General features: G+C 70.3%; 18 protein-coding genes and 1 pseudogene. 7 read left to right on the forward strand and 12 right to left on the reverse strand.

The window, feature by feature from the left end; all coding sequences use genetic code 11:
* Positions 1 to 7 precede the first annotated feature (7 nt).
* From LUX31_RS01760 to LUX31_RS01790, 7 genes are all read right to left on the reverse strand, one after another.
* Positions 8 to 916 carry an RNA polymerase sigma-70 factor gene (locus tag LUX31_RS01760; protein ID WP_235472737.1) on the reverse strand — a complete coding sequence of 303 codons (909 nt, stop codon included), beginning with the start codon at positions 914 to 916 and terminating at the stop codon, positions 8 to 10.
* 101 nt (positions 917 to 1,017) lie between these two features.
* Positions 1,018 to 2,217, reverse strand: coding sequence for an NAD(P)/FAD-dependent oxidoreductase (locus LUX31_RS01765; RefSeq protein ID WP_235472738.1), 1,200 nt, complete (start codon positions 2,215 to 2,217; stop codon positions 1,018 to 1,020).
* A 256-nt stretch (positions 2,218 to 2,473) separates the two neighbouring features.
* A complete protein-coding gene (locus LUX31_RS01770; RefSeq protein WP_235472739.1) occupies positions 2,474 to 3,424 on the reverse strand; it encodes a catechol 2,3-dioxygenase in 951 nt (316 codons plus the stop codon).
* Complete coding sequence (locus LUX31_RS01775) at positions 3,424 to 4,497, reverse strand: 4-oxalomesaconate tautomerase (RefSeq protein WP_235479763.1); 1,074 nt, start codon at positions 4,495 to 4,497, stop codon at positions 3,424 to 3,426. Before LUX31_RS01775 ends, LUX31_RS01770 begins: the two co-directional genes overlap by 1 nt.
* 32 nt (positions 4,498 to 4,529) lie before the next feature.
* Positions 4,530 to 5,273, reverse strand: coding sequence for a 4-carboxy-4-hydroxy-2-oxoadipate aldolase/oxaloacetate decarboxylase (locus LUX31_RS01780; RefSeq protein ID WP_235472740.1), 744 nt, complete (start codon positions 5,271 to 5,273; stop codon positions 4,530 to 4,532).
* Entirely contained in the window at positions 5,270 to 6,019 is a 750-nt protein-coding gene (locus LUX31_RS01785) for a PIG-L deacetylase family protein (RefSeq protein WP_235472741.1), read from the reverse strand. The genes LUX31_RS01780 and LUX31_RS01785 overlap by 4 nt, the downstream gene beginning before the upstream one ends.
* Positions 6,020 to 6,147: 128 nt before the next feature.
* The gene (locus LUX31_RS01790; RefSeq protein ID WP_235472742.1) at positions 6,148 to 6,798 is read right to left on the reverse strand and encodes a GntR family transcriptional regulator; all 651 of its coding nucleotides are present in this window, start codon (positions 6,796 to 6,798) and stop codon (positions 6,148 to 6,150) included.
* A gap of 226 nt (positions 6,799 to 7,024) precedes the next feature.
* Between LUX31_RS01790 and LUX31_RS01795 the strand changes: the two genes are divergently transcribed.
* The 3 genes and pseudogenes from LUX31_RS01795 to LUX31_RS01805 all read left to right on the forward strand — a co-directional run.
* Entirely contained in the window at positions 7,025 to 9,091 is a 2,067-nt protein-coding gene (locus LUX31_RS01795; protein WP_235472743.1) for a discoidin domain-containing protein, read from the forward strand.
* A 22-nt stretch (positions 9,092 to 9,113) separates the two neighbouring features.
* Complete coding sequence (locus LUX31_RS01800) at positions 9,114 to 9,707, forward strand: TetR/AcrR family transcriptional regulator (protein ID WP_235472744.1); 594 nt, start codon at positions 9,114 to 9,116, stop codon at positions 9,705 to 9,707.
* 215 nt (positions 9,708 to 9,922) lie between these two features.
* Positions 9,923 to 10,436, forward strand: a pseudogene (locus LUX31_RS01805) (LysR substrate-binding domain-containing protein); the annotation flags it as partial.
* Between the two features lie 56 nt (positions 10,437 to 10,492).
* Here the strand turns inward: LUX31_RS01805 and LUX31_RS01810 are convergent.
* From LUX31_RS01810 to LUX31_RS01820, 3 genes are read right to left on the reverse strand one after another with little or no spacing between them, the layout of a single operon-like run.
* Entirely contained in the window at positions 10,493 to 11,146 is a 654-nt protein-coding gene (locus LUX31_RS01810) for an NAD(P)H-dependent oxidoreductase (RefSeq protein ID WP_235472745.1), read from the reverse strand.
* Positions 11,147 to 11,185: 39 nt separating this feature from the next.
* Positions 11,186 to 12,634, reverse strand: a complete 1,449-nt coding sequence (locus LUX31_RS01815; protein ID WP_235472746.1) for a sensor histidine kinase — start codon at positions 12,632 to 12,634, stop codon at positions 11,186 to 11,188.
* On the reverse strand, positions 12,631 to 13,329 hold the full coding sequence (locus LUX31_RS01820) for a response regulator transcription factor (RefSeq protein WP_235472747.1): 699 nt from the start codon (positions 13,327 to 13,329) through the stop codon (positions 12,631 to 12,633). Before LUX31_RS01820 ends, LUX31_RS01815 begins: the two co-directional genes overlap by 4 nt.
* A gap of 150 nt (positions 13,330 to 13,479) precedes the next feature.
* On the opposite strand from LUX31_RS01820, the gene LUX31_RS01825 reads away from it, so the two are divergent.
* Genes LUX31_RS01825 through LUX31_RS01835 form a run of 3 tightly spaced genes read left to right on the forward strand, consistent with a single transcriptional unit; the run spans position 13,480 to position 16,286 of the window.
* Positions 13,480 to 14,817, forward strand: coding sequence for a ferredoxin reductase family protein (locus LUX31_RS01825; protein ID WP_235472748.1), 1,338 nt, complete (start codon positions 13,480 to 13,482; stop codon positions 14,815 to 14,817).
* Between the two features lie 10 nt (positions 14,818 to 14,827).
* Complete coding sequence (locus LUX31_RS01830) at positions 14,828 to 15,559, forward strand: FMN-binding protein (protein ID WP_235472749.1); 732 nt, start codon at positions 14,828 to 14,830, stop codon at positions 15,557 to 15,559.
* 4 nt (positions 15,560 to 15,563) lie between these two features.
* Positions 15,564 to 16,286 carry an FAD:protein FMN transferase gene (locus tag LUX31_RS01835; protein WP_235472750.1) on the forward strand — a complete coding sequence of 241 codons (723 nt, stop codon included), beginning with the start codon at positions 15,564 to 15,566 and terminating at the stop codon, positions 16,284 to 16,286.
* 91 nt (positions 16,287 to 16,377) lie between these two features.
* On the opposite strand, the gene LUX31_RS01840 is transcribed toward LUX31_RS01835, so the two are convergent.
* Entirely contained in the window at positions 16,378 to 17,007 is a 630-nt protein-coding gene (locus LUX31_RS01840; RefSeq protein WP_235472751.1) for an MBL fold metallo-hydrolase, read from the reverse strand.
* Positions 17,007 to 18,092, reverse strand: coding sequence for an S-(hydroxymethyl)mycothiol dehydrogenase (locus LUX31_RS01845; RefSeq protein ID WP_235479764.1), 1,086 nt, complete (start codon positions 18,090 to 18,092; stop codon positions 17,007 to 17,009). The genes LUX31_RS01840 and LUX31_RS01845 overlap by 1 nt, the downstream gene beginning before the upstream one ends.
* Positions 18,093 to 18,841: 749 nt before the next feature.
* Between LUX31_RS01845 and LUX31_RS01850 the strand changes: the two genes are divergently transcribed.
* Positions 18,842 to 20,605 (forward strand): ABC transporter ATP-binding protein, encoded by a 1,764-nt coding sequence (locus tag LUX31_RS01850; protein WP_268828105.1) that lies wholly within the window; start codon positions 18,842 to 18,844, stop codon positions 20,603 to 20,605.
* Position 20,606 lies beyond the last annotated feature (1 nt).

Genomic DNA, 20,606 nt, shown 5'->3' on the forward strand with positions numbered 1-20,606 from the left:
ATCGCGTTCACCGGAGGGTGAGAGGGGTCTCCGTCTGGGCGTGGGTCAGTTTTTCGGGGTTGCGGACGTAGTAGAGGCCGGTGATACGGGCGTTCTCGACGCGGATCGCCATGATGCCGTCGAATTCTCCGTCCACGTGTACGGCGAGCGCGGGGCTGCCGTTGACCATGGTGGGGGTGACGGTGACCGGGAGCTTGTTCTTGCCCAGACCGCCGGCCAGGAAGCGGGCGACCTTCTCGGCGCCGGTGACGGGGCGCAGGGCGGCTTGTTTGATGCCGCCGCCGTCGCCGACCAGGACGACGTCCGGGGCGAGCACGTCGAGGAGGGTCTGCGGGTCCCCGGTCTCCAGTACGCGCTGGAACGACGCCAGGGCGGCCCGGCTCTCGTCGGGCGAGACCGTCTGGCGGGGGCGGCGGGCGTCGACGTGGCGGCGGGCGCGGTGGGCGATCTGGCGGACGGTCGCAGGGGTCTTGTCGACGGCGGCGGCGATCTCGTCGTAACCGGTGTCGAAGACCTCGCGCAGGACGAAGACGGCGCGTTCGGTCGGGGAGAGGGTTTCGAGGACGAGCATCAGGGCCATGGAGATGCTCTCGGCGAGTTCGACGTCCTCGGCGACGTCAGGCGAGGTCAGCAGCGGTTCGGGCAGCCACTGGCCGACGTAGGCCTCCTTGCGGCGGTTCATGGTGCGCAGCCGGTTGAGGGACTGGCGGGTGGTGATCCGGACCAGGTAGGCGCGCTGGTCGCGGACCTGTGCGAGATCGACCTTGACCCAGCGCAGCCAGGTCTCCTGGAGGACGTCCTCCGCGTCGGCCGCCGAGCCGAGCATCTCGTAGGCGACGGTGAAGAGCAGGTTGCGGTGGGCGACGAACGTCTCGGTCGCCGGGTCGGTCTCATCGGTGCTCGGGCGTGCGTCCACGACATGGTCCTCTTCGTCTTCGTCGACAGTTGACAGCCGTTCCTCGACAGGGAGACGTTTCCCGGCGCTCCGAATGTGACACGCCGGGCTCCGGCTCCGGTTCAGGCCGCCCGCTCGGCGGTGGTCCGCTTCTGGCCGAGTTCGCTCTGGAGCAGTTGGCGGCGCTTGGCGTCCTTGGTCCACCAGGTGCGCGTGCCGGGCTTGCGGGCCTCGTACGTCAGCTGCCAGGGGATGCCCTTGCAGATCAGCTCCTTGACCTTGGCGCCCGACCGGCCGCCGAGGTAGTACTTCCTGGCGGTGTCGTCCTTGGTCATGAGCTGGAAGACGCCGGCGCGGCGCCCCAGGCTGATGCAGGTGCCGACGAAACCCACCTCGACGGACGCCGGCTGCTCCCCCGCGATCCGGTTCAGCACCGTCTCGGCGGCCTGCGGGCCCAGCTGGACCGCGGCCTGGCAGCTCATCCGGAACGGCAGGTCCGAGGGGGCCGCCGAGTCTCCGGCCGCGACGATGCGTGTGTCGTCCACGCTCGTCAATGTCTCGTCCGTGAGCAGGCGGCCCAGGGCGTCGGTGCGTAGTCCGCTGCGGGCGGCGAGGTCCGGCACGCCGAAACCGGCGGTCCAGATCGTCACCGCGCTCGGCAGCTCGCGGCCACCGGCGAGCCGTACGGCGTCACGGGTCACCGCCGTGACCTTCGTGTCAGGGCCGTCGAGCACGGTCACCCCGAGCGCGGTGAGCCGCTTGGCCACCGAACGCCGTCCACGCGGGTGCAGGGACGGGCCGAGCGGGCCGCCGCACACCAGGGTCACGGTGCGGCCCTGCTCGGCCAGCTCGGCGGCCGTCTCGATACCGGTCGGCCCGCCGCCGACGACGGTCACCGGTGCCGTGACGGCCTCGGCGTCGAGGACCGGCCGCAGCCGCTGCGCCTCCTCCAGACCGGCGATCGGGTAGGCGAACTCGGCGGCACCGGGCACGCTCGGGGCGGCGCTGCCGCTGCCGACCGCGTAGACGAGGTGGTCGTATCCGACCGTCCCGCCGCTCGCCAGCGTGACGACACACCCGGCCGCATCGATCCGGGTCGCGCTGTCCACCACCAGGCGGACCCTCTCGGCGAGGACCTTCCGGTAGTCGACGACCGCGTCGGCGGTGCCGCCGACGAGTTGGTGGAGGCGGATGCGGTCGACAAAGGTGGGGCGGGGGTTGATCAGGGTGACGGTGATGTCGGTGCGCTGGGTGAGCCGGTTGGCCGCCATCACACCGGCATACCCGCCGCCGATCACGACCACATCGATGTTCTCGCTCATGGTGTCTCCTCCGTTTGGCCGGGGCCCCTGGGGTGGGGTTCGGTCTCAAGACACCGGTCGGTCGGGGGCTGTGACAGGTACGGCCAGATTTTTTTCGCCCCCGCCGCCCCTACCCGTCCCATCCTTCTGGGGGCTGCGCCCCCAGACCCCCCTTTGTCCCTATCGGGAACGGCACACGGGGATGAGATGCGCTCGGTGCGGGCCCTGCCGTCATCGGTCAGGTCACGGCCCGCACCGCGGGTGGGAACGCTCGGCGTCAGTCGAGTGGAGGCGTCCCGTGCGTATGGAACGACTCGATGGTCTTCAGACCCCACGCCTGGCCCTTGGCCCGCTCCGCCTGGGTCCAGGTGATCAGCGGCCAGTCGGGGGCGAGCACCAGCCGGGTCAGCGGATTGCACAGCTCGACGCGATTGCCGCCGGGCTCGTAGACGTACAGGAAGAACGTCTGCTGGATGGCGTGCTTGTGCGGGCCCGTCTCGATGTGCACGCCGTTGTCCAGGCACAGGTCGGCGGCGCGCAGGATGTCCTCGCGGGTGTCCGTGGCGAACGCGATGTGGTGGAGGCGGCCGTTGGAGCCGGACCAGTCCTCCGTGTAGACGATGTCGTACGACTTGTTGGTGAACGTCAGCCACTGCGCGGCCAGGCGTCCTTCGTCGAGGACGATCTGTTCGGTGGGGCGGGCGCCGAGGACGTGCTGGACGAAGCCGGCGTTCGAATCGACCGCGGCGGCGAGGAAGTTGACGTGGTCGAGACGGCGTACGCCGACGCCCGTCGCGGGCTTGGCCTGCGGCTGGTTCTTGAGGCCGGGCCGCAGATCGGGCGGCGCCTCGTACCACTCGCTCTCCCAATAGAGGGCGTACTCGTGGCCGTCGGGGTCGGTGGTGACGTAGAGCGGGCCGAGTCCGGGCTCGTCCTCTACCCAGCGGCCGGGGCGGCCGGCGTTCTCGGTCTCCTTGACCCGGCGCTGCAGGGCCTCCTCGCTGGAGGCGCGCAGGGCGGTGCGGCGGATGCCGGAGGTCGAGCGGGCGGTGAGGGTGAGGCTGTGGTGCTCGTAGTCGTCCCAGGTCCTCAGGTACACCGAGTCGCCGGAGCGGCCGTTCTCGGTGAGGCCGAGGATCGTGGTGAAGAACCGGACGCTGGCGTCCAGGTCGGGGGTGAGGAGTTCGACATGGCCGAGGTGGGCGATGTCGCCGAGTGGCGGGGTCATCAGCGGCTCCTGACGGGGAGAGGGACGGCGGGGCGGGGGAAGACCGTGCCGTCGAAGATCTTGCGGGCGGTACGGACGACGGCCGTGCGGTGCGCGACCGGGGTGGGGCCGTCGGGGTCGGTGAGGGAGACGACGGTTTCCACGTCCAGGAATCCGGTGGGGTGTTCGATGCGCAGTGGGGCGCCGTCGGGGGCGGGGAGACGCGCCACTCCCTCCCCGACGGCACCGGGTATGCGCAGTCCGGCGGCGACGCTCGCGGCACCCAGCACGCCGATCGCCGTGTGGCAGCGGACCGGGATGAAGGTGCGGGTCATGACGGTGCCGCCGTGCACGGGCGGGGCGAGCAGGCTGAGCTTGGGCACGGTCGTCGCGGAGACATCCCCGAGGCCCATCAACTTGCCCGCCTCCAGGCGGATTTCACGCAGCCGTTCGTTGAGGGCGACGTTCTCCTCCAGGTCCCTCGGCTCCTCGTAACCGGTGATGCCGAGGGCGGAGGCGACGATCAGTACCGTCGGCATGCCGTTGTCGACGCAGGTCACCGGCGTGTCGGCGACGGTGTCCCGGACCCGGCCGGTCGGCAGCAGGGGTCCGCTCCCCCGCCCGAACCCGATCGTCACCGGAGCGGCGCCACCGGGCACCCCGGAGATCTCGGTCGTGCCCTCGTAGACGACACGCCCGTCCGCCGTGGGGAAGGTCGCGGTGGCGTGGTCGCCGCTGTTGACCATGCGGATGCGTACGGAGGTCAACTCCCCGTCGGCCGCGACCAGTCCGCGTTCCACGGCGAACGGGCCGACGCCCGCGAGGAGGTTCCCGCAGTTCTGACGGCCACTCACCTCCGGTTCCTCGACGCCGACTTGGAGGAACAGATAGTCGACGTCGGACTCGTCGTCGGCCGAGCGGGAGACCACGGCCACCTTGCTGGTGAGGGGGTGCGCTCCGCCGAGGCCGTCGATCTGGCGGGGGTCGGGGCTGCCCATGACCCGCAGCAGCAGGTCGTCGCGGGTCGCGGGATCGGCCGGCAGGTCCTCGGCGAGGAAGTAGGCACCCTTGGAGGTGCCGCCCCGCATCAGCATGCAGCGCAGCTCCTCCCCCGCGCCGCCCGTACTCACGAGCGCGTCCCCGGTACGGCGCCCGGGCCGGCCCCCGCACCGGCGTCCCGGACGTACTCCTCGTACGACTGGTACGTGACCCCCAGCCGTACGAGCGCCTCGCGCAGCCCGTACCGGTCCAGGCCCAACTGGCCGTCGGCGAAGGCCAGTCGGGACGCCTCCTCCTTCGCGATGCGGGCCTCGGACGCCTTGACGGCCTCGGCCGAGCGCAGCCGGGGGACGACCATCACGCCGTCGTCGTCGGCGATGATCACGTCGCCGGGGTGGATCTGCTGGCCGCCCACGACGATCGGGACGTTGACGGAGCCGCCCGTCGCCTTGACCGTGCCCTGCGCGGACACCGCGGCCGACCAGACGGGGAAGTCCATGGCGCGCAGTTCGGCGGTGTCGCGTACGCCGGTGTTGATGACCAGGCCGCGTACGCCCCGGTGCCGGAGCGCGGTGGCGAACAGTTCGCCGAACAGGCCGTCCGTGCAGGGGGAGGTGGTGGTGACGACCAGGATGTCGCCCTCGGCGCACTGTTCGACGGCCGCGTGGATCATGAGGTTGTCGCCGGGCCAGCACAGCGCGGTGACGGCGGTGCCCGCGATGCGGACGTCCTGCTGGATCGGGCGCAGGGCCGGGCCGAGGAGGCCGGTGCGGCCCAGGGCCTCGTGGACGGTGGCCACGCCGTGGCGGGCCAGCTCCTCGACGTCCGCGGCGGCTGCGCGCGGCGGGTTGGTGACAATGACGCCGCTCATGCCAGTTCTCCCGTGACCTGCGGGTAAGGACGCATATACGCCTCGCCGTAAGTGGTGTGCGGCAGGCCGAGGTTGGGGCCGGCGTTCCGCTTGAGCTGGACGCCGCGGCGCTTGGCGAGGTCGGTGTAGTAGTCCCACAGATGCTGCTGGGCCGGCAGGCACTCCATGGCCTTGCGCTTGGTGTCGAACACCTCGGTGATGTCGAGCAGCACCTGCGGGGTGAAGTCGCACATCTCCGGCTGATGGGGTTCGAAGAAGAACACCGGGGGCGCGCCCAGGACTTCGCCGGGGGCGGGGTAGCCGATGGCCTGGGCGAGGATCCGCGCGTCCAGGGCCATCCGGGCGGCGGCCGGGTGGTCGGCGTTGTAGGGGTCGGCGAGCGGGTGGGTGAGGACCACGTCGGGCTGGGTGTCCCGGTAGATCCCCACCAGCCGGTCGGTCAACTCGGGGGTGGCGAGGAGGGGGTAGTCGCCGGCGTCGAGGAAGCGGACCTCGGCGCCGAGCGCGGCGGCGGCCTGCTCGGCCTCGGTCCGGCGTATCCCCTTGATCTCCTCCAGCGATTTGCCCTCCCGCCAGGCCTTGGCGGACTCGCCGCGTTCCCCGTACGACAGGCAGGCGATGACGACCTTCTCGCCACGGGAGGCCGCCAGGGCGATGGCACCTCCCGCCCGCCAGACGAAGTCACCGGCATGCGCGCTGATCACCAGCGTCGAGCGAGCGGCTGCGAGCACCGCACCATGTGTCATTGCAGAAATCTCCTTGGTGGACAGGTCGTTCGGCCCACCTCGGCGGCGTCATCCGCGTGACGTGTCATCCGTGCGGCGCGTTGTTCGCACAACACGCCACCCATGTGGCACGCCCTTCGCGCGACACGCTATTCGCGCAACGCGGCGATCACGCTCGTGAGATGGGCGCGAGCGGCCGCTTCGGCCGCCTGCGGGTCCCTGGCCGTGATCGTCTCGACCATGGCCAGGTGCTCACCCAGGGACTGCTGGGGACGCCCCGGTCTCAGCGCGAGCTGGAAACGGTGGCGCACCAACTGGGCGTTGAGCTTTTCCAGCAGTTCCACGGCCGTCTGCTGGCCGGAGAACTGTCTGATCCGGGCGTGCAGTTCCTGGTTGAGTTCGGAGTACGTGACCGGCTCACCGTCGGCGACGGCCTTGGTCATCGCCTCGCCGACGCCGGTCAGTTGGGCCAGCTGGTCGTCGGTGGCCGCGACGGCCGCCTTGGCCGCGCACAGCCCTTCGAGGACCATCCGGCACTCGGTGATGGCGACCGCCTCCTCCACGGTCACCACCCGCACCCGCGAGCCACGGTTGCGGATCCGCTCGACGAGTCCCTCCGACTCCAGCTCGATCAGCGCCGCCCGGACACTGGCCCGTGTCACACCGAACTGCTCGGCGAGTTCGTTCTCCACCAGCCGCTGGGCCGGTGCCATGTCGCCGCGCAGGATCGCCTGCCGCAGCCGCTCCAACGCGTGCTGCTTGGCCTGCTCTCCGGTGCCTGGACGGGCTTGTTTCGGCATGTGCCCTCCTGAGTGAGTGCCTGTCGACGCTAAATCTAGACCGACAACATTGTCAACAATATTGTTCTCCATATTCACGTACGGTTGACCCACGGAAACACCGCAACACGGCCCCGATCCGCTATCAGGTCAAGCGTCCCGGACTATTGACTCCATCACCCCGCTGTCGCGATCCTCATCACAGAGTTGCGCGAGCCATGACAACCCTGGTGCGAGGACGTGAGTGATGACTGTGCCTGCTGCCTTCCCGCCACGTCCGCGCCGCGGACGCAGACCCCTGACCGTGTTGTCGCTGCTGCTCGCCGTCCTGGCGCTGACCCTCGGCACCGTGCCCAGCTCGGCGGCCGGCACGGACTGGTGGACGCCTACCGCGCGACCGACGCCCGACTCCCAGATCAACGTCACGGGTGAGCCCTTCAAGGGCACCAACTCCCAGGGCGAGGTACAGGGGTTCGTCGACGCGCACAACCATCTGTTCTCCAACGAGGCCTTCGGCGGACGCCTGATCTGCGGCAAGGTGTTCTCCACGAGCGGGATCGCGGACGCCCTCAAGGACTGTCCGGAGCACTACCCCGACGGCACGCTCGCGATCTTCGACTACATCACCCACGGCGGCGACGGCAGGCACGACCCGGTCGGCTACCCGACGTTCAAGGACTGGCCCGCGTACGACTCGATGACCCATCAGGCCAACTACTACGCCTGGGTCGAGCGCGCCTGGCGCGGCGGCCAGCGCGTGCTGGTCAACGACCTGGTCACCAATGGCGTGATCTGCTCGGTCTACTTCTTCAGGGACCGCAGCTGCGACGAGATGACGTCGATCCGCCTCCAGGCCCAGCTGACCTACGACCTCCAGGACTACATCGACGCGCAGTACGGCGGCTCGGGCAAGGGCTGGTTCCGGATCGTCACCGACACCGCGCAGGCCCGTGAGGTGATCAAGCAGGGCAAGCTGGCGGTCGTGCTGGGCGTAGAGACGTCGGAGCCCTTCGGCTGCAAGCAGATCCTGGACATCGCGCAGTGCAGCAAGGCCGACATCGACGCCGGTCTCGACGAGTTGTACGACCTGGGTGTGCGCAGCATGTTCCTGTGCCACAAGTTCGACAACGCGCTGTGCGGGGTGCGGTTCGACGAGGGCGGGCTCGGGACGGCGATCAACGTCGGCCAGTTCCTGTCGACGGGCACCTTCTGGCAGACGGAGACGTGCACGACCGCGATGCACGACAACCCGATCGGCGGCGCCACGGCGACCAGCGCGACGGAGGACCTGCCTGCGGGCACCGAGCTGCCGACGTACGACGCGGACGCGCAGTGCAACACCCGGGGGCTCACCGATCTCGGCGAGTACGCGGTGCGCGGCATGATGCAACGCAAGATGATGCTGGAGATCGACCACATGAGCGTCAAGGCCACCGGCCAGGCGCTGGACATCTTCGAGTCCGAGTCCTATCCGGGAGTGCTCTCCTCGCACAGCTGGATGGACCTCAACTGGACCGACCGGGTCTACGGTCTCGGCGGTTTCATCGCCCAGTACATGCACTCCTCCGAGGAGTTCGTGACGGAGGCCGCGCGCACCGACGCACTGCGCACCAAGTACGGCGTGGGCTACGGCTACGGCACCGACTTCAACGGCATCGGCGACCACCCGGCGCCACGCGCCACCTCGACGGTGACGTACCCCTTCACCAGTGTCGACGGCGGCTCGGTGATCGACCGCCAGACCACCGGTGAACGCACCTGGGACTTCAACACCGACGGCGCCGCGCACGTCGGGCTGATCCCGGACTGGATCCAGGACATCAAGCAGGTCGGCGGCACGGACGCGGTGAGCGACCTGTTCCGGGGCGCCGAGTCCTACCTCGACACCTGGGGCGCCTCCGAGAGCCACAAGGCCGGGGTGAACCTCGCCAAGGGCGTGACGGCGACGGCGAGTTCGTCCGAGTCGAACCCGGTCACCAGCTACCAGCCCGGCCGGGCCGTCGACGGCGACTCGGGCACCCGCTGGGCGAGCGACTGGAGCGACGACCAGTGGCTCCAGCTCGACCTCGGCTCGACGAACCTGGTCAAGCGGGTCACCCTCGACTGGGAGAAGGCGTTCGGCAAGTCGTACCGCGTCGAACTGTCGACGGACGGTACGACCTGGCAGACCGCGTGGTCCACGACCGTCGGCGACGGCGGCCTGGACACGGCACAGTTCACGGGAGTACCGGCCCGCTATGTGCGCGTCCACGGTCTTGATCGCGGCACGGACTGGGGATACTCGCTCTACGAAGTGGGTGTCTACAGCAGCTGAGTTCCGTATCTAGGGGGAGTTCATGGCACGCAAGCCGTCGGCCGAGCGGCGCCGGCAGCTGACGGAGGCGGCCATCCGCGCGATGACCCGGGACGGCGTCCCCAGGACGACGACCCGGTCCATCGCGGCCGAGGCGGGCGTGTCACTGAGCGTCTTCCACTACTGCTTCGACTCCAAGCAGGCCCTGGTCGAGTCGGTCATGACGACGATCACGGACCACTCCGTCGACGTGGTGCGCGCGGCGATCCAGCCGCAGTCCACCCTCCAGGAGACGATCCGCGCGGGCTTCCACGCGTACTGGGACCATGTGGCCGCCCACCCGGGCGAGCACATGCTGACGTACGAACTCACCCAGTACGCCCTGCGTGAGCCGGGGTTCGCGCATCTGGCCCGCCGGCAGTACGAGCTGTACACCGACACGTACGCCGGGCTGCTGGAGCAGCTGCGCGAGAGCATGGGCTTCGAACTGAGCGTGCCCGTCCCGGTGTTGGCCCGCTATCTGGCCGCGATGACGGACGGGCTGACCCTCAACTTCCTTGCCCTCGGCGACGAGAAGGCCTGCGTGGCGATCCTCGACACGGTCACCGACCACGTGGCCTCCCTCGTACGGGAGTAGTCCGTACAGGGGTGGTCCGTACGGGAGTTGGGCGGCGCGCTACTTCTGCGAGGTCAGGATGCTCACCGCGTTGGCGGCGACGATCGCCCCGATGCTCGCCCACTCCAGGGCGCCCAGGTTCTCCCCCAGGCCGAGGCGAGCACCCCGGCGACGACGGCGTAGCCGACGGCCGCGAGGGTCGGCGGATGCTCGACGACGAGGACGATCCCGACCGGCACCCGGAGACGGAGGTGCAGCTCGTCCGGACCAACTCCGGCACCGGTGGGCTGGCGGAGGGGGCGTGCGATCTGGCCGTGGTGCGCCGGCCGCTGGACGACCGGCGGTTCGACTCCGTCGTCCTCGGCCTGGAACGGCGCATGTGTGTCATGGCCGCCGATGATCCGCTGGCGCGGCGGCGGTGGATCCGGCTCGCCGACATCAGTGGGCGCACGGTGTTGGTGGACCGGCGGACCGGGACGACCACGGAGGAGTTGTGGCCGGCGGGGGCTCGTCCGGTGGTCCAGGAGACGCACGATGTGGACGACTGGCTGAACTCGATCTCGACGGGGCGCTGTGTCGGGCTGACGCCCGAGGCCACCGCGCATCAGTATCGGCGGCCCGGGGTGGTTTATCGGGCGGTGCGGGATGCGGAGCCGGTCGTGGTTCGGGTTGCCTGGTGGCGGGACGATCCGCATCCTGCGGGGGGCGGGGGTGGTTGAGTTGTTGACCGACCTCTATCGCGAGGGTTGAGGGGTTGTTTGTTTTCTGCGGGCCGGTGGGGGCTGGTCGCGCAGTTCCCCGCGCCCCTAAAAGGGGCGCTCCTCCACCGCCAGCAGGCGGCCCGCGTACTCCGTCAGGTACTCCTCCCTCTGCTTCGGGGACGCCTCGCCCGGGGCCCTCGCCACGAACGGAGGCAGGACGTCGAAGCCCAGGCAGCTGAGGATGCCGTGGTGGATGGGCCAGAGGGCTCGGTCGAGGTCGGTGTCGGTGCCGTGGGGGGCGTAGAGGCCTGAGGGGGTGCCCGTCGTTGTGCAGATCAGGGCGCGTCTGCCCTTCAGGGGAGCGGTGTCGTAGGTGCGGCCCTCGTCGTAGGCGAAGCCTCGGGCCATCGTGCGGTCGATCCAGCCCTTGAGGATGGCCGGCATTCCGGACCACCACAGGGGGAACTGGAGGATCATCAGATCGCACCGGGCGACCTTCTCCTGTTCCGCGAGGACGTCGGGCGGGGTCTCGTGGGCCGCCTGGACCCGTTCCTGCTCGGCGGTGACGTCCAGGTAGTCGGGGTCGGTCCAGACGCCGGGGAAGTCGTCGGCGTCGACGGCGGCCTTCCAGCCGAGCCGGTAGAGGTCGCTGACCACGACGTCGTGGCCGGCGCGTCTCAGGACGTCCACGGCTCTGACCTTCAGCGCGCCGTTGAAGGAGCAGAGTTCGGGATGGGCGAAAACGATCAGTACGTTCACTGTGGGGGGACTCCTCAGATCGTCCGGTCGTCCAGTCGTTCAGTTCTTCGGAGGTCGGTCCGTCCTGTCGAGTGGGATACGGAGGGTGAAGGCGGTCGAGCCGGGTCCGCTCGTCAGGTCGAGGGTGCCGCCGTGCGCCTGTGCCAGGGACAGTGCGACCGCGAGGCCGAGGCCGCTGCCGCCCCGGTCGCGGCTGCGGGCCTTGTCGACGCGGTAGAAGCGGTCGAAGACCCGGTCCTGGTCGGCGGCCGGGATGCCGGGGCCTGCGTCGGCGACCCGGACCACCGCGTGGTCGGCGTCGACGCTCACCCGCACGGACACCGGGGTGCCCGCGGGTGTGTGCACGGCCGCGTTGGTCAGCAGGTTGTCCAGGACCTGCCGGATACGGAGGGGGTCGAGGCGCAGCCGCAGTTCGTTCGGCGCGGCCGTCACCGTCAGGGGGTGGTCCGGGTGACCCGCGCGGAAGGCGTCGGCCGCCTGACCGGCGAGTTCCACCAGGTCGGCGTTCTCCTGACGCAGCGGGGTCTCGACCTGGGCCGCGTCGAGTCGGGCGAGCAGCAGCAGGTCGTCGAGGAGGATGCCCATCCGGGCGGCCTCGGCGCGCAGGCGGGCCAGGTGCTTGTCCCGTTCGCCGGGCTCGTTGGCGGCGGCGTACTGGAAGAGGTCCGCATAGCCCCGTACCGACATCAGTGGGGTACGGAGTTCATGGGAGGCGTCGGCGACGAAGCGGCGCAGGCGCTGTTCGGCCTCCGTGCGGACGGCGAGGGAGTCGTCGATGTGTTCGAGCATGGTGTTGAACGCGGTGCGCAGCTCCTCGACCTCCGGGCCGCCGTTGCCCCGGTGGGCGCGGACGGGCAGCCGGGCGGAGTCGGTGAAGTCGTGCGAGGTGATGCCGCGGGCGGTGTGGGCCATGTCGCTGAGGGGCCTGAGGCCGCGCCGCAGCACCGCGCGGCCGAAGATCACCAGGCCCAGCAGGGCGATGGCGAAGGCGACGACCTGGACCGTGACCAGCTGGTCCATGGTGTTCTCGATGTCGTCCATGGGCGCCGCCGTGACCAGGACGACACCGGCCTCGACCTCGCAGGCGCGCAGCCGGTAGGCGTCCCCGTCGATGCGCGCGGTGCGGTAGACGGGGTCGGTGCCTGAGGTCCGCAGGGTCGCGGCGGTGACGAGGAGTTCCCGGGAGTCGGGCGGCACGTCGGCGGGCTCGCGCAGGACGGGCGTAACGCCGGAGACCTTGTAGGAGGCGGTGTACCAGCCGTAGTACGGCTTGCCCTGCACGCTGCCGTAGTCCACGACGTCCTTGGACTGGGTGATCTGGACGAGCTTCATCTGGTCGCTGAGCTGGCGTTCCAGGTAGTCCCGCATGTACATGGAGAGCGCGGCGCCGACGACGGCGAACACGACGAGCGAGAGCACGCCCATGCCGAGCGCCAGCCGTGTGCCCAGTCGCAGTCTGCGGTAGTTCTCCCGGCAGCGGCGGATCACTCGGCGACCTGCCGGACCACGTAGCCGACGCCCCGCACGGTGTGGATCAGCGGCTCGTCGTGCTGCTCGGGGTCGTCGAGCTTGCGGCGCAGCCGGCTGACGACGAGTTCCACGACATTGGAGCGGCCGCCGAAGCCGTACTCCCAGACGTGGTCGAGGATCTGTGCCTTGGTGAGCACGGTCGGCGACTTGCGCATCAGGTAGCGCAGCACCTCGTACTCGGTCGGGGTGAGGGTGAGACGTTTGTCACCTCGGCGCACCTCGCGGGTGTCCTCGTCCATCGTCAGGTCGGCCACCCGGAGCACGGACCGCTGGAAACCGGGCCCGGCGCTGCGGCGCAGAACGGTGCGCAGCCGGGCCATCAGCTCCTCCACCGCGAAGGGCTTGACCAGGTAGTCGTCGCCGCCCCGGGTGAGCCCCGCGACCCGGTCGGCGACTCCGTCACGGGCGGTGAGGAAGACCACGGGTACCATCGTGCCCGACAGCCGCAGCCGGTCGAGCACGGCGAAGCCGTCGAGGCCCGGGAGCATCAGGTCGAGCACCACGATGTCGGGATGGAAGTCGGCGGCCCGGCTCAGCGCCTCCTCACCGGAGTACGCGGTGACCGCCTCCCAGCCCTCGTAGCGGGCGACCGTCGCGACCAGGTCGGCGATGGGCGGATCGTCGTCCACGACGAGGAGTCGTACTTTTTCCACGTGCTCATAGTGCTCCACGTGGCTCCCGAGCCCTAACGCCCTCCCCTCCCTACGCACGATCGATAACAACTTGAAAGTCCAACGACAGCATTACGACAGCTACCGTCGGTCAAGCTCGGTGTCCCCGGACCCGATCAAGGAGCACTGTCCGTGACGACCGTCCAATCGCCTCCCGCGCCCCCCACGGCGATACGACCCAAAGTGGTGGCCCGCACCGGCCTGTACGCCGTGCTGGCCGCCAACGTGGCCGTCGTGACCGTCTTCTTCGCCCAGGCAGGCTTCGCCTCGAACGCGCTGATCGTGATGGGCCGGCTCGCCGGGCTGTACGGCGCGCTCTTCATGGCCTTCCAGCTGGTCCTGGTGGCCCGGCTGCCCTGGCTCGACCACCGCATCGGCATGGACCGGCTGACCTCCTGGCACCGCTGGGTCGGCTTCGGACTGCTGTGGACGCTGATGGCCCACGCGGTGTTCATCGTCTTCGGCTACGCCGAGGGCACGTCCATGGGTCCGGTCGACGAGCTGGTGGAGCTGGCCGAGACCACCGAGGGCGTGCTGCGCGCGATCGTCGCCCTGGTCCTGATCATGATCATCGGCGCGGTCTCGGCGCGCTACGCCCGCCGCCGCCTCGCCTACGAGACCTGGCACTTCATCCACCTCTACACCTATGTGGCGGTGGTCCTGGCGTTCACGCACCAGGTCGGTGTCGGTACGACGTTCACCTCGTCGTCCGCCGCCACCACGTACTGGTGGACCATGTGGGGCGTGGCGCTCGGTTCGGTGTTCCTGGGCCGCGTGGTGCTGCCGCTGCGCAAGAACCTCCGGCACCAGCTGCGGGTCTCGGCGGTCGTCCCCGAGGCCGACAACGTCGTGTCGATCTACATGACCGGCCGCGACCTGGACAAGCTGCCCGCCCGCGCCGGCCAGTTCTTCCTGTGGCGGTTCCTCACCAAGGACCGCTGGTGGCAGGCGAACCCCTTCTCGCTGTCGGCGGCGCCCGACGGCAGGTCGCTCCGCCTCACCGCGAAGGTCGCCGGCGACGGCACCGCGGCCCTGAAGCACATCCCGGTCGGCACCCGAGTCTTCGCCGAGGGCCCGTACGGCGCCTTCACCTCGATGCACCGCACCCGCCCCGAGGCCGTCCTCATCGCCGGCGGTGTGGGTGTCACACCTATCCGCGCGCTCCTTGAGGAGATCCAGGGCCACGCCGTGGTCATCTACCGGGTGGCCAGGGACCAGGACGCCGTCCTGTACGAGGAGCTGCGGGACATCGCCCACGCCAAGGGCTGCGAGCTGCACCTGGTGTCCGGGCCGGTCGCCCCCGACAAGCTGGCCCCGGCGGAGCTGGCCAAGCTGGTGCCGGACATCGCCGACCGGGACGTCTTCCTGTGCGGCCCGCCGCCCATGATGAACGCGGTGCTGCGCAGCCTGCGGGAACTGGGCGTGCCCAAGTCGCAGACCCACTTCGAGCGCTTCAGCCTGGCCGGATAAGAGGAACGTCGTGAAACGAGCACTGCCTGTACTGGTCCTGAGCATCGCGGGCCTGGTCCCCGTCTGGCTCTACGAGCCGTCGCTGGGCACGACGTCCTCGGAGGCCTCCGCCTCGACGCCGTCCGCGTCCTCCTCCGCCGCTTCGGGTTCTTCCGGTACGTCATCGACGGTCGTCAAGGGCACGACCGTGACCACCGAGAAGGGTGACGTCCAGGTCGAGGTGACGTTCGCGGGGACGAAGATCTCCTCGGTGCGGATGCTGAAGCAGCCGAACCACCCGCAGACCACCGCCGCCGTGCCGGTCCTGATCAAGGAGACGCTGGCCGCGCAGAGCGCCGACATCGACACGGTCTCCGGCGCGACGATCACGAGCGACGGCTACAAGGAGTCCCTCCAGGCCGCCATCGACTCCCAGGCGGACTCCGCCGCGTCGTCCGCGTCGCCCTCCGCGTCCGCGTCCGCCTCGGCTTCCGCCGAGTCCGCGTCCAAGGTCGTCTCGGGGACCGCGGTGGACACCGAGAAGGGCACCGTCCAGGTCGAGGTGACCTTCGAGGGCGACACGATCGCGTCCGTGAAGATGCTCCAGCAGCCGAACCACCCGCAGACCACGGCGGCCGTGCCGGTCCTGATCGAGGAGACCCTCGCGGCGCAGAGCGCGGACATCGACACGGTGTCGGGTGCGACCATCACGAGCGACGGCTACAAGGAGTCCCTCCAGGCCGCGATCGACGCGAAGGGCTGAGCGGATGCGGCGCGTCGAACACATCATGGGGTTCCCGATCTCGCTGCGGATCGACGACGAGAACGCCCCGGCGGAGGCGGCCGACGCCGTGTTCGCCTGGCTCCACGAGGTCGACGCGCGCTTCAGCCCCTTCAAGGACGACAGCGAGGTGTCCCGCCTCGACCGGGGCGAACTGGAGCCCGACGAGCTGAGCACGGACCTCACCGAGGTGCTCGGCCTGTGCGAGGAGTACCGGGTCGCGACCAAGGGCGCCTTCGACGTACGGCTGCCCGGCCGTGGCCTCGATCCGTGCGCGATGGTGAAGGGCTGGGCGGTGCAGCGGGCGGCGGATCTGCTGGAGGCGGCGGGCGTACGGACGTACTGCCTGAACGCCGGTGGTGACGTGGTCGCCGCCGGTCGCCCCTGGCGGGTCGGGGTACGTCACCCCGAGCGCGCCGACCAACTGTGCACGGTGCTGGAGCTCACGGAGGGCGGTGTGGCGACCTCGGCCCGCTATGAACGCGGCGACCACATCCTCGACGGCCGCACCGGCCGTCCGGCGACCGGGCTGCTGAGCCTGACCGTCGTGGCCGCCACGCTCACCGAGGCGGACGCCACGGCGACGGCGGCGTTCGCGATGGGCGCGGAGGGCGTCGACTGGGCCGCCGCACGCAAGGGCTGCGAGATCTTCGCGGTGGACGCCGACCACCAGGTCCTCCGGACGGCGGGCTTTCCGGTGGCCGCCTGAGGGGCCTTGCTTGCTGTTGTACGTCCGTGTGGGCGCCCTCCGTTGTTGACGGTGGGCGCCCACTGGCGTGTGCGTGCGGTGTCCGTGGCCGTCAGTGGCCCCGGGCGATCCACTCCTCCAGGTGCGGCGCCTCGACCCCGATCGTGGTGGGGTCGCCGTGCCCGGTGAGGACCTTGGTCTCGGGCGGGAGGGCGAGCAGCCGGTCCCGGATCGAGTCGATGATCGTCGGGAAGTGGGAGTAGGAACGGCCGGTGGCACCCGGGCCGCCGTTGAAGAGGGTGTCGCCGGTGAAGACGGTGCCCAGACCCGGGTCGTAGAGGCAGACCGCGCCCGGTGCGTGTCCGGGCGTGTGCAGGACCTTCAGGTCGGCGCCGGCGGCCTCGATCACCTGGCCGTCGGCCAGCCACGCGTCGGGTTCCCGGTCGGGGTGGGTCTGCTTCCACAGCGGCAGGTCGTCGCGGTGCAGCCAGATGGTGGCGCCGGTGCGCTCGGCGAGCGCGGGGGCCGCGTCGATGTGGTCGTTGTGGGCGTGGGTGCAGATGATGGCGGTCAGGCGCCGGTCGCCGACGGCCGCCGCGATGGCGTCGGCGTCATGGGCGGCGTCGATGACGATCGCCTCGTGGTCGTCGCCGACGATCCAGACGTTGTTGTCGACGTCCCAGGTGCCGCCGTCGAGGCTGAACTGCCCTGAGGTGACGAGGCGTTCGATACGGGCGGCCATCACAGCACCACCACGGAACGCAGCACATCGCCGCCGTGCATCCGCTCGAACGCCTTCTCCACCTCGTCGAGTTGGATGGTCTCGGTCACGAACTTCGCGAGGTCCAGGCGTCCTTGGAGGTGGAGGTCGATGAGCATGGGGAAGTCGCGGGAGGGCAGGCAGTCGCCGTACCAGGACGACTTGAGCGAGCCGCCACGACCGAAGACGTCGATCAGCGGGAGTTCGAGCTTCATCTCCGGCGTGGGGACCCCTACGAGGACGACGGTCCCGGCAAGGTCACGGGCGTAGAAGGCCTGCTTGTAGGTCTCCGGGCGGCCGACCGCCTCGATGACGACATCGGCGCCGAAGCCGCCAGTGAGTTCCTGGATCGCCTCGACCGGGTCGGTCTCCTTGGAGTTGACCGTGTGCGTGGCGCCCATCGTGCGGGCGGTGGCGAGCTTCCGGTCGTCGATGTCGACGGCGATGATCTTCGCGGCACCGGCGAGGTTGGCGCCCGCGATGGCGGCGTCGCCGACTCCGCCACAGCCGATGACGGCGACCGTGTCGCCGCGTCCGACGTTGCCGGTGTTGATGGCGGCACCGATGCCGGCCATGACCCCGCACCCGAGCAGCCCGGCGACGGCGGCGGAGACCGACGGGTCGACCTTGGTGCACTGCCCGGCCGCGACGAGGGTCTTCTCGGCGAAGGCGCCGATACCGAGGGCCGGGGAGAGTTCCGTGCCGTCGGTGAGGGTCATCTTCTGCTTGGCGTTGTGCGTGTTGAAGCAGTACCAGGGCCGCCCGCGCAGACAGGCCCGACAGTTCCCGCACACGGCACGCCAGTTGAGGATCACGAAGTCACCGGGGGCGACATCGGTGACGCCCTCCCCCACCGACTCCACGACCCCGGCTGCCTCATGGCCGAGCAGGAAGGGGAAATCGTCGTTGATCCCGCCCTGCTTGTAGTGCAGGTCGGTGTGGCACACCCCGCAGGCCTGGATCTGCACCACGGCCTCGCCCGGACCGGGGTCGGGCACGACGATCGTCTCGACCCGCACCGGTTCGTTCTTGCCCGGTGCGATCACGCCGCGTACTTCCTGCGCCATGGTGCTGAACCCTTCCATCGGCCAATGTTCGGTCCTTCTCTCCGACCCTACGTGCGACTGATCGGTAACGGCACGTCCAGGGTCGAGCCCGGCGCGACCCGGACCGCGGATACCCCCGGGGGTACCTCTGCTACGGTGGCGAATTATACCCCCCCGGGGTAATTATCGGGCCGCTTCACGGCCAGGAAAAGGACAGGAAGGAGTGCCGCCATGTGCACCGGGGGCCTGGGCGGTTCCAGCCACCGGCACGGTCTGGTCGCCGACCACGTAAGGGAGTTGGACGTCGTCACGGGCGCCGGCGAGGAGGTGACCTGCTCGCGCGAGCGCCACCGGGACCTGTTCGACGCCGTACCGGCGGGCCTCGGCCAGTGCGCGCTGATCGTGCGCGCCACGCCTCCCTCCGGTCTTCGACATCACGGCGAGACCGGTCGGCGACGACGAGGCGTGCGCGCCGGAGTTCTGGGGGCGGGAGCTGCGCGAGCCGGTCCAATTCGCGGACGGGGTAGGGCTGTTGGCGCAGGACGGGGTGACCCCGTATCTCGAACTCGGCCCGGGCGAGGTACTGGCCGGCATGCTCGGCGACCGTCTGCCCAGCTGGGGCACCCCGCCCGTCGTCCTCGCGACGGCGCTGGACCGGCGGGATCTGCGCGAGGAGCACACGGACAGCGGGCGGCGACAACTGCTTCGCCGCTCCCCCGGCCACCGACGTAGGGTGAAATCTCCCACCCGTCTGCCCGCCGAGGAGCCCCGTGACCATCGCCGAGCCGGACCCCGCTCCGCCCGCCTGGCGGCTGCTCCTCGGATACGTACGGCCGCATCGGTGGACCCTGCTGGTGGGCGCCCTGCTGTCGCTGGCCACGGGGGCCGCCGGGCTGGCGCTGCCGCTGGTGGCGCGGGGGCTCATCGACGATCTCTCCCACGACCGGACGATCACCAAGGCCCTGCTGCTGATGTCGGCGCTGGTCGTCGCCAACGCGGCGCTGGGCGCGCTGGGTTCGTACGTGCTGCGGCGGACCGCCGAGTCGGTGGTGCTGGGGGCGCGGCGGGCGCTGTCCTCCTATCTGCTGCGGCTGCGGATACCGGCCGTGGACCGGACCGAGCCCGGCGATCTGATGGCCCGCGTCACGTCCGACACGACCCTGCTGCGCGAGGTCACCACCGACTCGCTCGTCGGCCTCGGCACCGGTGGCCTCACCCTGGTGGCGACGGTCGTGATGATGGGCCTGGTGGACCCGGTGTTGCTGGGCGTCACCCTCGCCGTGATCGTGGGGGCGGGGACCGTGCTCGGGGTGATCGTGCCGCGTATCAACAAGGCGAGCCGGCGGGCGCAGGACGCGGTCGGTGTCATGGGCGCCTCGCTGGAACGGGTGCTGGGCGCGCTGCGCACGATCAAGGCGTCCGGCGCCGAGCACCGTGAGGAGCGGAACCTGCACGCGGCGGCCGAGGAGTCGTGGCGGCAGAGTGTGAGCGCCGCCAAGTGGTCGGCCGCCGCGGGCAACACGGCGGGTCTCGCGATGCAGATCGCCTTCATCACGGTGCTCGCGGTGGGCGGTGCGCGGGTCGCGACGGGCGCGGTCGAGGTCGGCACGCTGGTCGCGTTCCTCCTCTATGTCTTCTATCTGATGTCGCCGATCCAGCAGGTCGTCGGCGCGATCACGCAGTACCAGACGGGTGCCGCGGCCCTCACCCGTATCCAGGAGGCCCTCGCCCTGCCCGCCGAACCGTCGTCGGCCCACCCGGCGCCCCTCCCGGCCGCCGACGCCGAACCGGCTGCGCTCGCCTTCGAGGAGGTGCGCTTCCGCTACGACGACGATCTGCCGTACGTCCACCACGGCGTGACGTTCGACGTGCCGGCCCGGGGGATGACGGCGTTCGTCGGCCCGTCCGGCGCGGGCAAGACCACCGTGTTCTCGCTCATCGAACGGTTCTACGACCCCGAGTCCGGCGTCATCACGCTCGACGGCCGGAACGCCGCCGACTGGGAACTGACCGAACTCCGGTCCGCCATCGGCTATGTCGAGCAGGACGCGCCCGTGCTGTCGGGCTCGCTGCGCGACAACCTGGTCCTGGGCAATCCGGAGGCGGACGAGGAGGCGGTCACGCGCGTCGTGAAGACGACCCGGCTCGACGGTCTGGTGTCCCGGCTGCCGCGTGGCCTCGACACCCTGGTCGGGCATCGTGGCACCAAGCTGTCGGGCGGTGAGCGCCAGCGGGTGGCCATCGCCCGTGCGCTGCTGCGTCGCCCCCGGCTGCTCCTGCTCGACGAGGCGACCTCGCAGCTGGACGCGGTGAACGAGGCGGCGCTGCGCGACACGGTCGCGGATGTCTCCCGTACGACGACTGTTCTGGTCGTCGCCCATCGGCTGTCGACGGTGACGATGGCGGACCGGATCGTGGTGATGGACGCGGGGCGGGTGCGGGCTGTGGGTACCCATCGTGAACTCGTCGCGGGGGACCCGCTGTACGCCGAGCTGGCGGCGACCCAGTTCCTGGCGACGACCGACTCCGGCTGAG

This window comes from Streptomyces sp. GQFP (assembly GCF_021545335.1).
Taxonomy (GTDB): Bacteria; Actinomycetota; Actinomycetes; order Streptomycetales; family Streptomycetaceae; genus Streptomyces.